Origin of the sequence: Variovorax sp. 770b2, assembly GCF_900115685.1 — a bacterium.
Lineage (GTDB): Bacteria > Pseudomonadota > Gammaproteobacteria > Burkholderiales > Burkholderiaceae_C > Variovorax.
The window spans coordinates 344,968-362,612 of record NZ_FOXJ01000006.1; the positions used below are offsets into that span (position 1 = coordinate 344,968).

General features: G+C 67.3%; 15 protein-coding genes. 3 read left to right on the top strand and 12 right to left on the bottom strand.

The window, feature by feature from the left end:
- Nucleotides 1-22: 22 nt before the first annotated feature.
- The 8 genes from BM133_RS27580 to BM133_RS27615 form a co-directional block, all read right to left on the bottom strand.
- Nucleotides 23-754 carry an ABC transporter ATP-binding protein gene (locus BM133_RS27580; RefSeq protein WP_093441106.1) on the bottom strand — a complete coding sequence of 244 codons (732 nt, stop codon included), beginning with the start codon at nt 752-754 and terminating at the stop codon, nt 23-25.
- The gene (locus tag BM133_RS27585; RefSeq protein ID WP_093441109.1) at nt 751-1,566 is read right to left on the bottom strand and encodes an ABC transporter ATP-binding protein; all 816 of its coding nucleotides are present in this window, start codon (nt 1,564-1,566) and stop codon (nt 751-753) included. The genes BM133_RS27580 and BM133_RS27585 overlap by 4 nt, the downstream gene beginning before the upstream one ends.
- Nucleotides 1,563-3,491: an ABC transporter permease gene (locus BM133_RS27590; RefSeq protein ID WP_093441111.1), complete on the bottom strand. Its 1,929-nt coding sequence runs from the start codon at nt 3,489-3,491 to the stop codon at nt 1,563-1,565. The genes BM133_RS27585 and BM133_RS27590 overlap by 4 nt, the downstream gene beginning before the upstream one ends.
- A gap of 24 nt (nt 3,492-3,515) precedes the next feature.
- Nucleotides 3,516-4,721 (bottom strand): ABC transporter substrate-binding protein, encoded by a 1,206-nt coding sequence (locus BM133_RS27595; protein ID WP_093441114.1) that lies wholly within the window; start codon nt 4,719-4,721, stop codon nt 3,516-3,518.
- A gap of 78 nt (nt 4,722-4,799) precedes the next feature.
- On the bottom strand, nt 4,800-5,384 hold the full coding sequence (locus BM133_RS27600) for an amino acid synthesis family protein (protein WP_093441116.1): 585 nt from the start codon (nt 5,382-5,384) through the stop codon (nt 4,800-4,802).
- 39 nt (nt 5,385-5,423) lie between these two features.
- Nucleotides 5,424-6,065, bottom strand: a complete 642-nt coding sequence (locus BM133_RS27605) for an amino acid synthesis family protein (RefSeq protein WP_093441119.1) — start codon at nt 6,063-6,065, stop codon at nt 5,424-5,426.
- Nucleotides 6,066-6,086: 21 nt separating this feature from the next.
- On the bottom strand, nt 6,087-6,989 hold the full coding sequence (locus tag BM133_RS27610) for a UPF0280 family protein (RefSeq protein ID WP_093441122.1): 903 nt from the start codon (nt 6,987-6,989) through the stop codon (nt 6,087-6,089).
- 3 nt (nt 6,990-6,992) lie between these two features.
- Nucleotides 6,993-8,618, bottom strand: coding sequence for a 6-hydroxynicotinate reductase (locus BM133_RS27615; RefSeq protein ID WP_093441125.1), 1,626 nt, complete (start codon nt 8,616-8,618; stop codon nt 6,993-6,995).
- Between the two features lie 320 nt (nt 8,619-8,938).
- Here BM133_RS27615 and BM133_RS27620 point away from each other — a divergent pair, with 320 nt between their 5' ends.
- Genes BM133_RS27620 through BM133_RS27630 form a run of 3 tightly spaced genes read left to right on the top strand, consistent with a single transcriptional unit; the run spans nt 8,939 to nt 11,643 of the window.
- Nucleotides 8,939-9,712 carry a ferredoxin--NADP reductase gene (locus BM133_RS27620; RefSeq protein WP_093441127.1) on the top strand — a complete coding sequence of 258 codons (774 nt, stop codon included), beginning with the start codon at nt 8,939-8,941 and terminating at the stop codon, nt 9,710-9,712.
- Between the two features lie 21 nt (nt 9,713-9,733).
- Complete coding sequence (locus BM133_RS27625) at nt 9,734-10,489, top strand: TetR/AcrR family transcriptional regulator (RefSeq protein WP_093441130.1); 756 nt, start codon at nt 9,734-9,736, stop codon at nt 10,487-10,489.
- Nucleotides 10,444-11,643: an amidohydrolase family protein gene (locus tag BM133_RS27630; protein ID WP_093441133.1), complete on the top strand. Its 1,200-nt coding sequence runs from the start codon at nt 10,444-10,446 to the stop codon at nt 11,641-11,643. Before BM133_RS27625 ends, BM133_RS27630 begins: the two co-directional genes overlap by 46 nt.
- A 12-nt stretch (nt 11,644-11,655) precedes the next feature.
- On the opposite strand, the gene BM133_RS27635 is transcribed toward BM133_RS27630, so the two are convergent.
- Genes BM133_RS27635 through metH form a run of 4 tightly spaced genes read right to left on the bottom strand, consistent with a single transcriptional unit; the run spans nt 11,656 to nt 17,633 of the window.
- Nucleotides 11,656-12,057 (bottom strand): GtrA family protein, encoded by a 402-nt coding sequence (locus BM133_RS27635; protein WP_093441136.1) that lies wholly within the window; start codon nt 12,055-12,057, stop codon nt 11,656-11,658.
- The gene (locus tag BM133_RS27640; protein ID WP_093441139.1) at nt 12,054-13,034 is read right to left on the bottom strand and encodes a glycosyltransferase; all 981 of its coding nucleotides are present in this window, start codon (nt 13,032-13,034) and stop codon (nt 12,054-12,056) included. The genes BM133_RS27635 and BM133_RS27640 overlap by 4 nt, the downstream gene beginning before the upstream one ends.
- Nucleotides 13,031-14,833, bottom strand: a complete 1,803-nt coding sequence (locus BM133_RS27645; protein ID WP_093441141.1) for an ArnT family glycosyltransferase — start codon at nt 14,831-14,833, stop codon at nt 13,031-13,033. Before BM133_RS27645 ends, BM133_RS27640 begins: the two co-directional genes overlap by 4 nt.
- A gap of 52 nt (nt 14,834-14,885) precedes the next feature.
- Nucleotides 14,886-17,633: a methionine synthase gene (metH, locus tag BM133_RS27650; protein WP_093441144.1), complete on the bottom strand. Its 2,748-nt coding sequence runs from the start codon at nt 17,631-17,633 to the stop codon at nt 14,886-14,888.
- Nucleotides 17,634-17,645: the final 12 nt, after the last annotated feature.

Genomic DNA, 17,645 nt, shown 5'->3' on the forward strand with positions numbered 1-17,645 from the left:
GACTCCGGTGGGTTTGAAAAAATCAGACGCTCAGGTAGGCGCGGCGCACTTCGTCGTTGGCCGCAAGCTCGGCCATCGTGGCGTGATAGCGGATCTGCCCCTTCTCGAGCACGTAGGCGCGGTCGGACACGAGTTCGGCGAAGTGCATGTTCTGCTCGGACAAGAGGATGCTCACGCCCTGCGCCTTGAGCTCCAGGATCATGTTGGCCATCTGCTCGACGATGACGGGCGCGACACCCTCGGAAGGCTCGTCGAGCAGCACGAGGTAGGGGTTCCCCATCAGCGTGCGCGCAACGGTGAGCATCTGCTGCTCGCCGCCGCTCATGCGGCCACCCGGCCGGTTGGGCATCTCACCCAGGTTGGGGAAGAGCTTGAACAGGCGCTCGGGCGTCCACAGCGGCGCGTCGGTGCCGTCGGTCCAGCGGCGCGCGGGCTGCTTGCCGACTTCGAGGTTCTCCATCACCGAGAGGTCGGTGAACACGCGCCGGTCTTCGGGCACGAAGCCCAGGCCCAGGCGCGAGGCCACATGCGGCTCGCTTTTCGAGATGTCGTGGCCCAGAAAACGCACCGCGCCGCGGCGCTTGGCCAGCATGCCGATCAGCGTCTTGAGCGTGGTCGACTTGCCAGCGCCGTTGCGCCCCATGAGCGCGACCACTTCGCCGCGCCGCACTTCGAGGTCCACGTCGTACAGGATCTGCGCCGCGCCATACCAGGCGCACACCGCTTTCGCTTCGAGCAACAGTTCTCCGCTCATGCGGTTTCTCCCAGCGCGGCCGAAACCGCTGCAGCCTTTTCGGCGATTTTTTCGAATGTCTTGCCGCTGCCGAAGTACACCTCCTGCACCTTCGGGTGGTCGCGGATCTCCAGCGGCTTGCCCTGCGCGATGAGACGGCCGCGCGCGAGCACGATCATGCGGTCGGCATACGCGAACACCACGTCCATGCTGTGCTCGGTGAAGAGCACGGCCAGGCCGCGCTGGACCACCAGGTCCTTGGTGAGCGCCATCAGCGAATTGCGCTCCTTGGGCGCCATGCCCGCGGTGGGCTCGTCCATCAGCAGGAGCTTCGGGCTGTTGGCCATCGCGATGGCCAGCTCGACGCGCTTGACGTCGCCGTAGGCGAGCTCGCTGCAGGGCCGGTCGGCCTGGGCCTTCATGCCGACCTGGTCGAGCAGCGCGAGCGCCTCGTCGCGCTTGTGGTCCGCAGCGCGGCGCCACATGGAAAAGAGCTTGCCGTCGTGCGAGAGCATGGCCATCTGCACGTTCTCGGCCACGGTGAGCGAGGCAAAGGTTTCGGCGATCTGGAAGGTGCGGCCCACGCCCATGCGCCAGATGGCGCGCGGCTTCTGGCCCACCAGCTCCTGGCCGTTGAACCGGATCGAGCCCTGGTCGGCCTTGAGCTGGCCGTTGACCATGTTGAAGGTGGTGGACTTGCCGGCGCCGTTCGGACCGATCAATGCCAGCAGTTCGCCGGCATGCAGTTCGAAGCTGATGCCATCGACCGCTTTGACGCCACCGAAGGATTTGCCGAGGTTCTCGACTTTCAGGAGGGGTGCGGTGTTGCTCATGCCTTGGCCTCCTTCACTTCGGGCACGGGGTCGGCCTGGGGTTTGCGTCGCAGGACGCGTTCGGTCAGTTGCTTGGCGAAGCCCGCAATGCCCTGCGGGAACAGCAGCACGAGGATCAGGATGATGGCGCCCAGCGTGGCCCGCCAGTAGTCGGTGTTGCGCGCCACGGTGTCGTGCAGCCAGCTGAAGGTGACGGCGCCGACCACCGGCCCCGCCAGCGTCTGGATGCCGCCCAGCAGCACCATCACGAGGCCGTCGACCGACTTGTCGACGCTCAGGCTTTCGGGCGAGATGCTGCCCTTGGAAAAAGCGTAGAGCGAACCGGCCAGGCCCGCCGCGGCACCCGCGATGACGAAGGCGGTCCACTGCATGCGCTTGACGTCGATGCCGATGGCATCGGCGCGCAGCAACGAATCGCGGCCCGCGCGCAGCGCATAGCCGAAGGGCGAGAAGAGCACGCGGCGCAGCATCAGGATGCCTGCGGCCACCAGCACCAGCGTGAGCCAGTAGTACACGCGCTTGTCCGACAGCCACTCCGAAGGCCACACGCCCGTGAGGCCGTTGCTGCCGCCGGTGAACGAATCCCACTGATAGACGATGGCCCAGGTGATCTGCGCGAAAGCCAGCGTGAGCATCGCGAGGTACACGCCCGACAGGCGCACCGCGAACCAGCCGTAGATGAAGGCGCCGATGGCCGCGACCAGCGGCGCCACGATCAGCGCCACTTCCATCGGCAGGCCGCTCGATCGCACCAGCAGCGCGGCGCCATAGGCCCCGAGGCCGAAGTACGCCGCATGGCCGAACGAATGCATGCCGGCCGGGCCCATGATGAAGTGCAGGCTGGCTGCGAACAGCGCGGCGATCAGCAGGTCGATCAGCAGCACCGTCGTGTAGGGCGAATCGGCGGTGAGCAGCGGCATCGCCATCAGCACCACGCCGAGCGCGGCGACCAGCCACAGGTAGCCCTTGCTCGCGCGGCGCAGCGGCTCCTCGGCCATGCCGACGTAGCGGCTGGGCGCCTGCGGGCGGCCGAACAGGCCCCACGGACGCCACACCAGCACGACGGCCATCACGATGAAGTCGACCACCAGCGTGAGCTTGGAGAACGAGATGCTGTAGCCGAAGACGTCGACCACGCCGAGCCAGATGCACACGGCCTTGATCTCGGAGAGCAGCAGCGCCGCCGCATAGGCGCCCGGAATCGAGCCCATGCCGCCTACCACCACCACCACGAAGGCCGCGCCGATGGTGTTCAGGTCCATGGCGAGCGTGGCCGGCTCGCGCGGCAGCTGCAGCGCGCCGCCCAGGCCCGCAAGCATGGCGCCGAGCGCGAACACGGCCGTGAAGAGCCACGCCTGGTTGACGCCGAGCGCGCTGACCATCTCGCGGTCTTGCGTGGCGGCACGCACCAGCGTGCCCCAGCGGGTGCGCGTGAGCAAGAGCCACATGAGGCCGAGCACGACCGGGCCGACGACGATCAGGAACAGGTCGTAGGTCGGAAATTGCCGGCCCAGGATTTCGACGGAGCCCGACAGGCCCGGCGCGCGCGGCCCGAGCAATTCGTCGGGCCCCCAGATGTAGAGCACCGCGTCCTTGATGACCAGGACCAGTGCAAAGGTCGCCAGGAGCTGGAACAGCTCCGGCGATTTGTAGATGCGGCGCAGCAGCACCATCTCGATCAGCGCACCGAGGATGCCGACCGCGACGGCCGCGATCACCAGCGCCGACCAGAAGCCGACGCCGGAGCCCAGCTTCTCGGCCAGCGTGTAGGCCACGTAGATGCCGACCATGAAGAAGGAGCCATGCGCGAAGTTGACGATGCGCGTGACGCCGAAGATCAACGAAAGGCCGGCTCCCACGAGGAACAGCGACGAAGCCGACGACAGCCCGGTGAGGAACTGAAGCAGCAGGGACGAGAGGCTCATGGGTGCAAGCGTTCCGGAAAAGGATCAGTCTGCGGCGCGCGACTTCTTGATGTCGGCGGCGGTGGGCTGGAACTTGGCGCCGTCGAAGTACGTGTAGTCGACCATCACGCCCTTGCCGTTCTCGTTCTTCGTCTTGCCGACGAAGGCGCCCATGGTGGACTGGTGGTCTTCGGCGCGGTAGCTGATCTTGCCGAACGGCGTGTCGACCTGCAGGCCCTTGAAGGCGGCCACCAGCTTCGGCGTTTCGGTGCCCTTGGCCTTGGCGATGCCGGCCGCGACGGACTTGATCATGCTGTAGCCGACCACCGAGCCCAGGCGCGGATAGTCCTTGTACTTCTCGTGGTACGCGAGGAAGAAGGCCTTGTGCTCGGGCGTCTGGATGCCGTACCAGGGGTAGCCGGTCACGATCCAGCCGTTGGGCGTTTCGTCCTTGAGCGGGTCCAGGTACTCGGGCTCGCCGGTCAGCACGCTGACCACGGTGCGGTCCTTGAAGAGACCGCGCGTGTTGCCTTCGCGCACGAACTTGGAAAGGTCGGCGGCGAACAGCACGTTGAAGATCGCGTCGGGCTTGGCATCGGCCAGGGCCTGCACCACGGCGCCGGCATCGACCTTGCCGAGCGGCGGTGCCTGTTCGGCGACGAACTCGACATCGGGCTGCGCGGCCTTCAGCAGCGCCTTGAACGCGGCCACGGCCGACTGGCCGTATTCGTAGTTGGGGTACACGACGGCCCAGCGCTTTTTCTTGAGCTTGACGGCCTCGGGCACCAGCATCGCGGCCTGCATGTAGGTGCCGGGGCGCAGGCGGAAGGTGTATTCGTTGCCGCCCTGCCAGGTCATCTTGTCGGTCAGCGGTTCGCCGGCCAGGAAGAAGATCTTCTTCTGCTTGGCGAAGTCGGCCACGGCCAGGCCGGTGTTCGACAGGAAGGTGCCGGTGAGCACGTCGATCTTCTCGCGCGCCACCAGCTCTTCGGCCACGCGCACGGCGTCGCCGGGGTTGGCGTTGTCGTCGCGCGTGATGAGCTCGACCTTCTTGCCGTTGACGCCGCCCTTGGCGTTGATCTCTTCGACGGCCAGCTCCATGCCCTTCTTGTAGGGCTCCAGGAAGGCGGGCTGCGACTTGTAGCTGTTGACCTCGCCGATCTTGATCACGCCCTGCGCATGCGCGGGAACGAGAGCGGTGACCAGCGACGCAAGTGCCGCGGCGCTGAAGACGTGACGCAATGGGTTCATGGGGAAACTCCTTGGGGAATCGAAAGAGAAAAAGAAACGGCGTGAATGGTGGGTGGCGGGCATGCGCTGACGTCGGCGTCAGCGCAGTCCGTCTTCGCCCTTGATTTCGCTGGCCTGCAGCCCGCCGATGCGCGGCAGCGGACGGCCGCTGTCGGTGACGGCCACGGCGACCACGATCTCGTTGGCGCGCGGCGCATCGGACACGCGGGCCTCGATGGCGTCGAAGTGGCTGCGCACGAAGGCGGCGTCTTTATGGCCGAGCGGCACGTCGATGGCGGTGCCGAGCGTGCCTTGCTTCTTGGCCGAAGGCACGAGCGCCGCGCCCTTCTCGACCGCCACGCGCAGCGGTGCGCCCAGCTTGGGGTGCAGGATGGCGGCCGCGTGTTCGAGCTCGCCGCGCTCGCCGACGATGGCCGCCTTGCCGTAGCTCTGCGCCTGGCCGGGCTCGATGCCGAGCGCCGCCACGGCCTTCTGGCCCAGCAGCGCGCCGAGTTCTTCGCCGATGGCGATGAGCTCGTCCAGGTTCTCGCTGAAGCGCCCGGCGTAGGGGTTCTCGATCACGGCGATGGCGACGGCACGGCGCGTGGGCGGCGTCACGTCTTGCCCCATTTCCTTGCGGACTTCATCGACCTGAATGACGAGCTTGCGGATGTTGGCAGTCATGTTCTGTGTGTTCCTTGTCTTGTCTCTGTGTGCGTGGGCTCAGCGCAGGCCGTCCCACTTGCTGATGTCTTTGGCGAGCAGGCCGCCGACGCGGGCGTGCACGCGGTAGCCGGTGCTCATCGCGAGGATGAAGACGATCTCGTCGGCCGCCGGCGCGCCGGGCACGCGCACCTCGATGGCGTCGAACTGGCCGCGCACGTAGCTGGCGTTGATGTTGGTGAGCGGCACGTCGAGCGCGGCGCCGGGCGGGCCGACCTTCTTGGTCGAGGGCACGATGGAGAGCGCGTTGGCCGGCTGGCCCTTTTTCTCTTCGGCGATGCCCGCGGTGTAGGCGACGCGGCTGCCTTTCCAGCCGAGCAGTTCGCGCATCGCATAGCCACCGGGCACATGCCAGAGCGCGCCGTGCTCCAGCTCGCCGTCGGCGCCCACGATGGCGCCCTTGCCGTAGGTGGCGATCTGCTCGAGCGGCACGTCCATGGCGGCGTGCAGCTTGTGCGCCATGTCCACGCCCACGGGGTCCAGCAGCGCCATCATCGGCAGGATGTCAGGCTCGTAGCGGCCCGCGAAAGGATTGGTCAGCACCACGCCGATGGCACCGCGCACCAACGGGGTAGCGGCACGCGGTCCGAACTCGTGGTGGATGTGCTCGACATGGGTGAAGACGCGGCGAATATCGATCATGAAAAAGAACCTTGCTTTTCGTTAAGCAAATACTGAACCAACTGCCTTCGGCAGCACGGTCTGCAGCGACTTCGAGCATAAGGGCTCGACAAGGCGGAACTGCCCCTGGCAAACGAGTAGAACGGCCCAGACGAGCCCCCCTTTTTGCAGGACCTTGGCGCAGATCGCGCCCGTATCGAGTGCGCTCCTGACCTGCGACGGTGCGAGCGGCGGCACGTCGACGGTGACCAGGGTGTCGCCCAGGTCGCTGTCGTCCTTGCATTGGCTGGCAGGCTTGCGCTGGACGAGGGCGTCGTCGACATCGACGGCGTTGGCGATCACCGTCGCCGCCGCATCGGCCTGCGCAGCGGTGGCGGCCAGGACCGTCACGCTGTCGGCGATGCCCAGCGAGAAACTGCGCCCGCGCCAGCCGCTGGTGGCGACGCCGCGCACGGGCTCGTCGGCATGCAGCTCGAACTGGCCGTCGGTGGTGAGGATGCCGTTGTCCCGCCAGTCGAAGCGCGCGATGTCGGCGAACACGCCCACGCGCGCCGAGTGGCCGGACGCAAGATGCAGCGCGATGTCGCCCCCGTTGTTGATCCAGGCGCGCTCGATGCCGGGGCGGTCGTAGAACGCAACGAGCTCCTGCGCCACCGAGCCCGCCACGGCGGCCATCGGCGTGATGAACATCGGCGAGAACGCGGCGCAGGCATCCCACATGCGTTGCCCGACGACGCCGCGCGGGCGCATCTTGTCCACCACCGGCAGGCGCAAGAGCGGCAGTTCGCGCACCAGCTCGTCCAGCACATGGCCAAAGCGCGCCCAGGCCGCGTCGTGCGCGGCCGCGACGGCGTACGGGTCGCCGTGCGCCTCGGCCACGATGTCGATCGGGCCGTGGTTGAAATGCCAGCGACCGCCGTCGAGCGGGCTGCGTTGGGCGGACATGGTTCAGCCCAGCATGGGTGCGTGACCCAGGGGCCACGGGTTGGCGTCGTCCATGACGAGCCATTGGCGCGCGAGGGGCGCACCGTCTTCCTGCCACGCACCGCGCGCGAGCGCCTGTTCGAGCGAGAAGATGTGTTCCATGTGGCCGCCGAGCGTTTCGTAGTCGGCGCGCTGCATGCTGAACTCGATGGGCGCCACGATGGCCGGCGTGGGCACGGTGCCGAAGCTGTTGTCGGGCATGCGCATGACGTCGGCCATCACGGTGATGCCGCCGCCGGGCCACACATAGGCCGGTGCGCCGCCGCAGGTGACGTTGACCAGCGCGCGCTTGATGGCACGCGTGAGCAGCACCGGGTTTTCGGTGACGCCGGCACGCAGGCTCCCACCGGCGCCGCCCAGGAACAGCACGGTGCACAGCGACGGTTCGCAGTTCTCGCCGATGCGATCGACGATGCGTTTCACTTCGGCGGGCATTTCCTGCTCGACGGGTTTCAGTGCGTCGTCGAGCACGTACCACTGCGCGTGCTCGCCGGTGGTCGAGGTCATGAGCAGGCGCAGGCCCGGGCGCGCAACGCCCTCTTCCCAGCCCTCGATGATCGCGAGCGGATCGGCGATGTCGGTGCCGCCCCAGCCGTTGCCCGGGTTCGCCACCTGGAAGTAGCGCCCCGGCGTGGACTTGCGCCCCAGCATCTGGATGCCCGAGGGCGCCATGTCCAGGCACCGGCCGGCCTGGTGCTCGGTGAGCACGCCGGTGATGTGGTCGTCGACCACCACCACTTCGTCGGCCACGCCCGCGAACTGGCGCGCGAAGATGCCGACCGCCGCGGAGCCGCAGCCCACGCGCATGCGCTGCTCTTCGACGCCGTTGACGATGGGCGCCTTGCCCGCCTGGATCACGAGGGTGGAGCCGCCGTCGATGGTGCACTCCACCGCTTTCTTGTTGCCCAGGAACTGCATGAGCTCGGCCGTCATGCGGCCTTCCTTCTTGCTGCCGCCGGTGAGGTGGTGCACGCCGCCCAGAGACAGCATCTGCGAGCCGTATTCGGCCGTGGTGACGTGGCCCACGACCTCGCCGCGGTAGCGCACGTTGGCCTGCTCGGAGCCGAGGAACCGGTCGGTGTCGATCTTCACCTTGAAGCTGCAGTAGCTGAAGATGCCTTCGGTGACGACGGTGACCATGTCCACGCCCCGGGCCTTCGAGGCCACGATGAAGGGCGCGGGCTTGTAGTCGGGGTAGGTGGTGGAGGAGCCGACGCCGGTGACGAAGACTTCGTCGGCATGCAGCAGGTCGCCGTTCCAGTCGGGGGCATCGGCCTCGGCGACCTCGGTCTTTTCGGCGGCCGGGCGATCGAAGGGCACCAGCGTGGGCGCCTCGCTCGCGATGGCGCGGCGCAAGAGCACCACGGGGTCCACGCGCACCAGCACGCCCTCGCGGTTCGCATAGCGGTCACAGGCGCCGGTGCGGCCGTCGGAGATCTGGCACAGCACCGGGCAGGCGTTGCACTCGACCTTGGCGGTGCTCATCTTGTCGTTGCGCGGCGGGGCCTTGCCGAAGGCGCTGGCGCCGGCTTCGGCGATCACTGGCATGTCCATGCCGGGCAATCCGTCTGTCTTGGTGTGTTCGGTCATCGGGGCGATCTCGTGGGCGACGTGTATGGGGCAATCCGGTCCGGTGGGGTTTGCAACAAACGTGCCGTCTGCCCGCTTGTGCGTCGCCTGCCGTTTGTGTAGCATTCCCTACACTTTCATGTTGCATTCACTACATTGAAGGTCAATGTAGCAAACAGGCCCGATGCTTGCAATGGTGTTTTCTCGCGATGTTCATCGGGGTTTTTCCGACCAACGACAATGGAGGGTTCGGAGCCGGCCGACGTCTCGCGCCCCAAGGGTGTGCATCTCGGCTCAGCCAACCTCTCCCTCTTTGTTACCAACCAACTCTTGAGTTCCGTATGAGTGCATTCAGCGAAGAACGCGTCCTGAGCGTCCACCACTGGACCGACCGCCTGTTCACCTTCACCACCACGCGCGACCCGGCGCTGCGCTTCTCGAACGGTCATTTCACGATGATCGGCCTGAAGGTGAACAACAAGCCCCTGCTGCGCGCCTACAGCATCGTGAGCCCGAATTACGAGGAGCACCTGGAGTTCCTGAGCATCAAGGTGGAAGAAGGCCCGCTCACCTCCAAGCTGCAGCACATCCAGGTGGGCGACACCATCATCGTGGGCCGCAAGCCCACCGGCACGCTGCTGATCGACTACACGCTGCCCGCCAAGCGCCTCTACCTGTTCGGCACGGGCACGGGCCTCGCACCGTTCATGAGCATCATCCGCGACCCGGAGACCTACGAGAAGTTCGAACAGGTCATCCTGGTGCATGGCGTGCGCCAGGTCGACGAGCTGGCCTATCACGACCTGGTGACCGATCACCTCCCCAAGCACGAGATCCTGGGCGAGATGATCGAAAAGCAGCTGCTCTACTACCCGACCGTCACGCGCGAAGAGTTCCGCAACCAGGGCCGCATCACCGACCTGATCGAGAGCAACAAGCTCACCGACGACCTGGGCCTGCCGCCGCTGAACGTCCAGGAAGACCGCGTCATGCTGTGCGGCAGCCCCGGCCTCCTGGTGGACCTGAAGCACATCCTGGAGAAGCGCGGCTTCAAGGAAGGCAACACCTCGACGCCGGGCGACTTCGTCGTCGAACGCGCCTTCGCAGAGAAGTAAGCCAGAGACGCCGCGCGCACGATGGCCGACAGCCGCACCGCCACGAAGGCAAAGCCCCAGCGCCGCACCGGCGTGCGCGAGGCGGCCGCGCAGGCCACGCGCGACAGCATCCTGAAGGCGGCAACCAAGGTGTTCGCCAAGTACGGCTACGACGGCGGCAGCGTGGAGAAGATCTCCAAGGCCGCCAAGTCGTACGACCGGATGATCTACTACTACTTCGGCAGCAAAGAGGGCCTGTTCATCGCGGTGCTCGAAGGCATCTACAAGCGCATGGACGATGCAGAGGCCGCCATCGCGCTCGACGCGAGCCGCCCCGTGGAAGCGCTCACCGAAGTCATCCGCTTCGTGCTCGGCTACTACCGCAAGAACCCCGAGTTCGTGACGCTCTTGAACACCGAGAACCTGCACAAGGGCCGGCACATCTCCAAGTCGCTCAGGGCGCGCGAGTACTCGTCGCGGGCGGTGGCGATCATTGCGGAAATCCTGGCGAGCGGCTCGCTTCAGGGCCTGTTCCGCAAGGACCTGGTGGCGCGCGACATCTACTTGCTGATCGCGTCCACCGGTTATTTCTACACCTCCAACCGGCACACGCTCACCGCCTTCCTCGGCGAGCCGCTGGAGTCGCCCGAGGCGGTCACGCACTGGGAAGATTTCGTGATCGAGACCGTGCTGCGCACCGTGCGCGCGGACGACATACAAGACAACACCCCACCCCACGAGGACAACACGAAATGGCAGAAATCGCAGCCGGCGCAAAGTCGGGCAAGGTCGTCATAAGGAACATCGGGCTCCTGCTCTCGGGCGACATCGACAAGCCCATCCTGGACGCAGACACCATCGTGGTGAACGACGGCCTGATCGTCGCGGTCGGCAAGGAGAAGGACTGCGATCTCGAAGGCGCCAGGACCGTCATCGACGCGAAGAAAACCTGCGTCGCGCCTGGCCTCATCGACAGCCACGTGCACCCGGTGTTCGGCGACTGGACGCCGCGCCAGGGCCAGATCGGCTGGATCGATTCGACCATGCACGGCGGCGTGACCACCATGATTTCCGCCGGCGAAGTGCACCTGCCGGGGCGCCCCAAGGACATCGTCGGCCTGAAGGCATTGGCCATCACCGCGCAGCGCGCCTTCGACAACTTCCGCCCCGGCGGCGTGAAGGTGCTGGCCGGCGCGCCGGTCATCGAGAAGGGCATGGTCGAGAGCGATTTCAAGGAACTCGCCGAAGCCGGCGTGGGCCTCCTGGGCGAAGTGGGCCTGGGCTCGGTGAAGGCCGGCTACGAGGCCAAGGAGATGGTGGCCTGGGCGCGCAAGTACGGCATCCAGAGCACGATCCACACGGGCGGCCCGTCGATCCCCGGCTCGGGCCTGATCGACAAGGATGTGGTGCTCGAAGCCGACGCCGACATCATCGGCCACATCAACGGCGGCCACACCTCGCTGCCCGAGGCGCACGTGTGCGAGCTGTGCGAGAAGAGCACGCGCGCGATCGAGATCGTGCACAACGGCAACGAGAAGGTCGCCATCGCGGCGGCCAAGGCCGCGCTCGAACTGAAGTGCCCGCACCGCGTGATCCTGGGCACCGACGGGCCCGCGGGCTCGGGCGTGCAGCCGCTGGGCATCCTGCGCATGGTGGCGATGCTGTCGTCCATTGCGAACATCCCGGCCGAGCTGGTGTTCTGCTTCGCGACGGGCAACACGGCCAAGATCCGCAAGCTCAACTGCGGCCTCGTCGAAGTGGGCCGCGATGCCGACTTCGTCTTCATGGACCGCGCGCAGCATTCGCCCGCGCCGGGCCTGCTGGAGAGCGTGCAGCTGGGCGACATCCCGGGCGTGGGCATGGTGATGATCGACGGCATCGTGCGCTGCGGCCGCAGCCGCAACACGCCGCCTGCGACCGAGATTCCGGTGGTGGTGTCCGGCGCGCACTGAAGCGCACGGCGCTCAGGCGCCGGGCTTCGACCTGAAGATCAGGTAGCGCGCGGACAGGAAGTTGACCGTCATGCCCGCCAGGCTGCCGACCGCGACGGCGAGCGCCAGGGCCCCGCGGCCTTCGACCCAGTGCAGCGTGAGCGCATACGCGCCGTAGTTCAGCACCGCGCCGGCCGACATGGTGACTAGGTAGCCGAGGTATTCCCGCCAGATCGAGCCCCCGGCCGACACGCGGGCCGCGAAGGTGTAGCGGCGGTTGAAGGCCCAGGTGGTGGTGGCCGCCGCAAGGAACGAGACCACCCGGGCGGCGTAGGGGCCCATCGGCGGCGCGAGCAGGTACAGCACCGCCACGTCGACCACGTAGCCGATCACCCCCACCACGCCGAACGACAGGAGCTCGCGCCCGAGCTTCATTTCCGAGTGCAGTTGCGCACGCCCGGAATCGCCAGGTAGCGCAGCCGCTTGGCCTCCCTGCGACCGAGCGTCACGGCGTGCATCACCACGCCGCAGACCATCGACAGCATCGCGCCCAGCATCGCGCCGGTGGCCAGCACCGCCGTGGGGAGCCGGGGCACCAGGCCGGTGTGCATGTAGGTGACCACCAGCGGCACGACCAGCGCGATCGCGCCCGCCGCGAGCAGCGCCGCGATGATCGAGAAGAACTGCAGCGGCCGCTCGCTCACGAAAAGCTTGCAGATGGTCTTCAGGATGCGCCAGCCGTCGCGGTAGGTCGACAGCTTGCTGTGCGAGCCCTCGGGGCGCGTGCTGTAGGCGGTGCTTTCCTCGGCCCAGGGCATGCGCAGCTCCAGCGCGTGCACGGTGAGCTCGGTCTCGATCTCGAAGCCGCGCGAGAGCGCCGGGAACGACTTCGCATAGCGCCGCGAGAACACGCGGTAGCCCGAGAGCATGTCGGTCAGGCCCCCGCCGAACAGCTGCACCACCGCGCCGGTGAGCATGCGGTTGCCCAGGCGGTGGCCGGCGCGGTAGGTGAGCGCGTCCTGCCCGTCGTCGATGCGGTTGCCCACCACCATATCCAGGTTGCCGTCGACCAGACGCTGGATGAGGCGGGGCGCCGCGGCGGTGTCGTAGGTGGCGTCGCCGTCGACCATCACGTAGATGTCGGCCTCCACGTCGGCGAACATGCGCCGCACCACATTGCCTTTGCCCGGCGCCGCCACGTGCGTGACGATGGCGCCGGCCGCGCGCGCGACGGCAGCGGTGTCGTCGGTCGAGTTGTTGTCGAAGACGTGGATCTCTGCATCGGCCGGCAGGGATGCGCGGAAGCCCTCGACCACCTGGCGGATGGCCAGCGCTTCGTTGAAGCACGGAATGACCGCGGCAATGCGCGGCGCAGCGCTTCGTCGGGTCACGGTGTCGTCGGCGTCGGTCATGGTGCGGTGGGGAGGATACGGTAGGCCCGGCTGCCGTCTTGCGCGAACAGCGGGGCGAAGTGGGTGTCGAAGCCGGCGCGGGTCGCCAGCGTCGGCGCCAGGTGGTCCGGCATGACGATGGCGGTGAAGCCCAGCTTGCCCAGCTTGCGCGCCATGTCGCCGGGCGGCAGCAGCAGGAAGTCGGCGTAGCGCCACGGGCCGAGCGTGTCGCCCCAGATCGGATTCGGGCCGTAGTAGATCGCCTCGTTCAGCGCGATCTGGTAGACGCGGCCGGTCGGGTGCTGGCGCAGGTAGTCCATGACGGCGTAGCCCGGCACGTTCTTGCGCAGGAAAGCCTCACGGGTTTCGGGGGTGGGCGAGATCATCGCGACCTTGCCCGCGGTCTGCCGCACCGACACCGCCGCCAGCACGGCCAGGAGCAGCACGGCCGCCCAGTCGCCGATGCGCGCCGCGCTGCGCCGGTTGGTGAGCTCGGGCACGCCTTCGCCCGGGTTCGCCTTCATGCCGAACAGGCGGCGCACGCCCGCCGCGATCCAGCCGAACAGCACCTGCCAGCCGATGGCGGCCGTCATCGCGAGCAACGGGAACGAGGCCGTCAGATACCGCGGGTAGCGCGAGGTCGCGACCCACACGGCCAGCGAGTAGAAGCAGAACCAGCCCGCGGCGCGGACCGCGGCCGAGCGCTTCCACAAGGCGCCGAAGGGCGCGAGGAACACCGACCAGATCAGCGCGTTCGGCATCTCGGCGTGATCGCGCACGTCGGCCAGCTGCTGCACGTAGTCGGCCGGAATCCACTCGCTGAAGCCGAACACGCGCGCGCCGATGGGGTTGAACGGGTCGCCGGTCATGACGGCATTGCGCGCATACCAGTAGATGCACGGGATCAGGAAGCACACGAGCGCCAGCGCCCAGGCCTTGGGCCGGCGCTCGTGCCACACGACGAACAGCGCCACCAGCGGCATGAAGACCAGCGCCTGGTACTTGGAACCCGCGGCCACGCCGAGACAAAAGGCGGCAAGCCCCAGCCACCGCATGCCGCTGTGCACCGGCTGCGATTCGCGCCACCACCACAACGAAACGCAGGCCGTGAGCACGAAGAGCGCCACGCCCATGTCGATCAGCGCGTTCGAGTAATCGCCGAGCCCCAGCCAGATCGCCGCGCCGATGCAGGCGGTGAGCCGGTTGGCGTGCAGCATGCCCAGGCGATAGATCATCACCACCGAGAGGCCGCCCGCCAGCGCATTCAGGAAGTGCGGCAGCACGTCGTCGCCCACCTGCAGGGCGGCGGCGTAGAGCAGGTTGTAGTTGTAGGGAAACCAGGGGTAGCGCAGCCACTCGTGGATGCCGAGCGAGCCCTGCTGCGCGACTTCGCGCGCATAGGGCAGGTGGTACATCAGCTCGTCGAAAGCGGCGGGCGGCGCGAGCGGTGCGACCAGCGCAGGCAGCGCAACCAGCACCAGCGCGACCATGGCGACGCGGTCGAAGTAGGTCCACGGCACGGCGACGGCGCTCGCGTTCAGGGCGCGCCGCTCACGCAGCCACGAGGGCAGCTGCAGCGCGGCCACGACGATGCCCGCGGCAACGAGTGCCAGCGTGGCGCCGAGCCTGAACACGCCGAAGATCGCCAGCACCTGGAACGCGCAGATGAAGAGGCCGACGCCGAGCGCCACCGCCACGGCAGCTTCGAGCCCGCCGTCGCGGCGCGGCGGCGGTGCCAGGCGGGCCAGCACGCCGCGCCCCCACCCCCAGCAGCTGACGACGAAAACCACGAGTGCCGCGTAGTGCGCGGCTGCAAACATCAGCTTCTGAATAACAACTCCCGGTGCCGGTCGGCCACGCCGGCCGGCAGGTTCAAAGGTTGGGCGCGAGGAGCCGCTCCAGATCGGACTCGCTCTCCTTGCGCCGCGCGGCCTGGTCCTGCAACTGGTCGTGCCCGATCTTGCCAACGTTGAAGTACGTCGCATCGGGGTGGCTCAGGTAGAAACCGCTGACGCTGGCGGCGGGCATCATAGCGAGGCTTTCCGTCAGGGTCATGCCAATGTCCGCGCAGGCCAGAAGGTCGAACATCGGGCCCTTCACGCTGTGGTCGGGGCAGGCCGGGTAGCCGGGCGCGGGACGGATGCCGCGGTACTTCTCGCCGATCATGTCCTCGTTGCTCAGGCCCTCGTCGGGCGCGTAGCCCCAGAGATCGGTGCGCGCGCGGTGGTGCAGCGATTCGGCGAACGCTTCGGCCAGCCGGTCGGCCAGGGCCTTCAACATGATGGCCGAGTAGTCATCCAGGTCGTCGATGAAGTACTTCTCTTTTTTCTCGACGCCCAGGCCCGCGGTGACCGCGAACACGCCCACGTAGTCCTTCAGGCCGCTGTCCTTGGGCGCGACGAAGTCGGCCAGGCACCGGCTGGGGCGCATCACGCCGTCGATCGCCTGCTTCTCGGTCTGCTGGCGCATGCCGTACCAGGTGAGCGCGACTTCGCTGCGCGTCTCGTCGGTGTAGAGCTCGATGTCGTCGTCGTTCACCGTGTTGGCGGGCCAGAAGCCGACGATGCCGCTCGCGCTGAGCCAGCGGCCCTCGATCAGGCGCTTCAGCATGCGCTGGCCGTCGGCATACACGCGCACGGCCTCGGTGCCGACGACCTCGTCCTTCAGGATCGCGGGGAACGGGCCGGCCAGGTCCCAGGTCTGGAAGAACGGGCCCCAGTCGATGTACCTGGCGAGCTCGGTCAGGTCGTAGTTCTTGAACACGCGCCGACCGATGAACTTGGGCACGGGCGGCACGCAGTTCGACCAGTCGATGGGCGTCTTGTTGGCGCGCGCCTTCGCCAGCGGCCACATCGGCACCTGCTTCTTGTTGGCGTGCTGCGTGCGCACCTTCTCGTAGTCGGCGTTGATCTCGTCGATGTACGCGGTGGCCTGGTCGGAGAGCAGCGACTGCGCCACGCTCACGCTGCGCGACGCATCGGGCACGTAGATCACGGGGCCTTCGTAGTGCGGCGCGATCTTCACGGCCGTGTGCACGCGGCTGGTGGTGGCGCCGCCGATCATGAGCGGGATCTTCTTGATGCGGAAATGGTCGTCGCGCTGCATCTCGCCGGCCACGTACTGCATTTCTTCCAGGCTCGGGGTGATGAGGCCCGAGAGGCCCACGATGTCCGCGCCCTCGACCTTGGCGCGCGCCAGGATTTCGTGGCACGGGACCATCACGCCCATGTTCACCACTTCGAAGTTGTTGCACTGGAGCACGACGGTGACGATGTTCTTGCCGATGTCGTGCACGTCGCCCTTCACCGTGGCGATGATGATCTTGCCCTTGGTGCGCACGTCGCGGCCGGCGGCCTCGTCGCGCAGCTTTTCTTCCTCGATGTAGGGCAGGAGGTGGGCCACGGCCGACTTCATCACGCGCGCCGACTTCACCACCTGCGGCAGGAACATCTTGCCGGCGCCGAACAGGTCGCCCACGATGTTCATGCCGTCCATGAGCGGGCCTTCGATCACGTGCAGCGGACGGCCGCCCTTGGCCAGGATCTGCTGGTAGGCCTCTTCGGTGTCTTCCACGATGAAGTCGGTGATGCCGTGCACCATCGCGTGCGAGAGGCGCTGGTTGACGTGCACCGGGGCGTCCGGCGTGCCGCGCCATTCGAGGCGCTTGCTCTCGTCCTTGGCGCCGCTCTTGGCGGTCTCGGCGATTTCCACGAGGCGCTCGCCGGCATCGGGGCGGCGGTTGAGCACCACGTCTTCCACGCGCTCGCGCAGGATCGGCTCCAGGTCGTCGTACACGCCCACCATGCCGGCGTTGACGATGCCCATGTCCATGCCCGCCTGGATCGCGTGGTACAGGAACACGGTGTGGATGGCCTCGCGCATCGGGTCGTTGCCGCGGAAGCTGAAGCTCACGTTGCTCACGCCGCCCGACACCTTGGCGCCCGGCAGGTTCTCCTTGATCCAGCGCACGGCGTTGATGAAGTCGACCGCGTAGTTGTCGTGCTCCTCGATGCCGGTCGCGATGGCGAAGATGTTGGGGTCGAAGATGATGTCCTCGGGCGGAAAGCCCACCTCGTCCACCAGGATGCGGTAGGCGCGCTCGCAGATCTCGACCTTGCGCTCGTAGGTGTCGGCCTGGCCCTTCTCGTCGAAGGCCATGACCACGGCGGCCGCGCCATAGCGCTTGACCAGCTTGGCCTCGTGCTTGAACTTGTCCACGCCCTCCTTCATGGAGATGGAGTTGACGATGCCCTTGCCCTGGATGCAGCGAAGGCCCGCCTCGATCACCTCCCACTTGGAGCTGTCGACCATCACCGGCACGCGCGCGATGTCGGGCTCGCTCGCGATGAGGTTCAGGAACCGGACCATCGCGACCTTGCTGTCCAGCATGGCCTCGTCCATGTTGATGTCGATCACCTGGGCGCCGTTCTCCACCTGCTGGCGCGCAACGGCCAGGGCCTCTTCGAACTGGCCGTTCAGGATCATCCGCGCGAAGGCCTTGGAGCCGGTGACGTTGGTGCGCTCGCCGATGTTGACGAACAGCGTCCCCGCGCCGATGGCGACCGGCTCGAGGCCGGACAGCTTCATGGGGGGAACGGCAATCTGTGGGGTCTGGGCCATGGGCTCACCTGC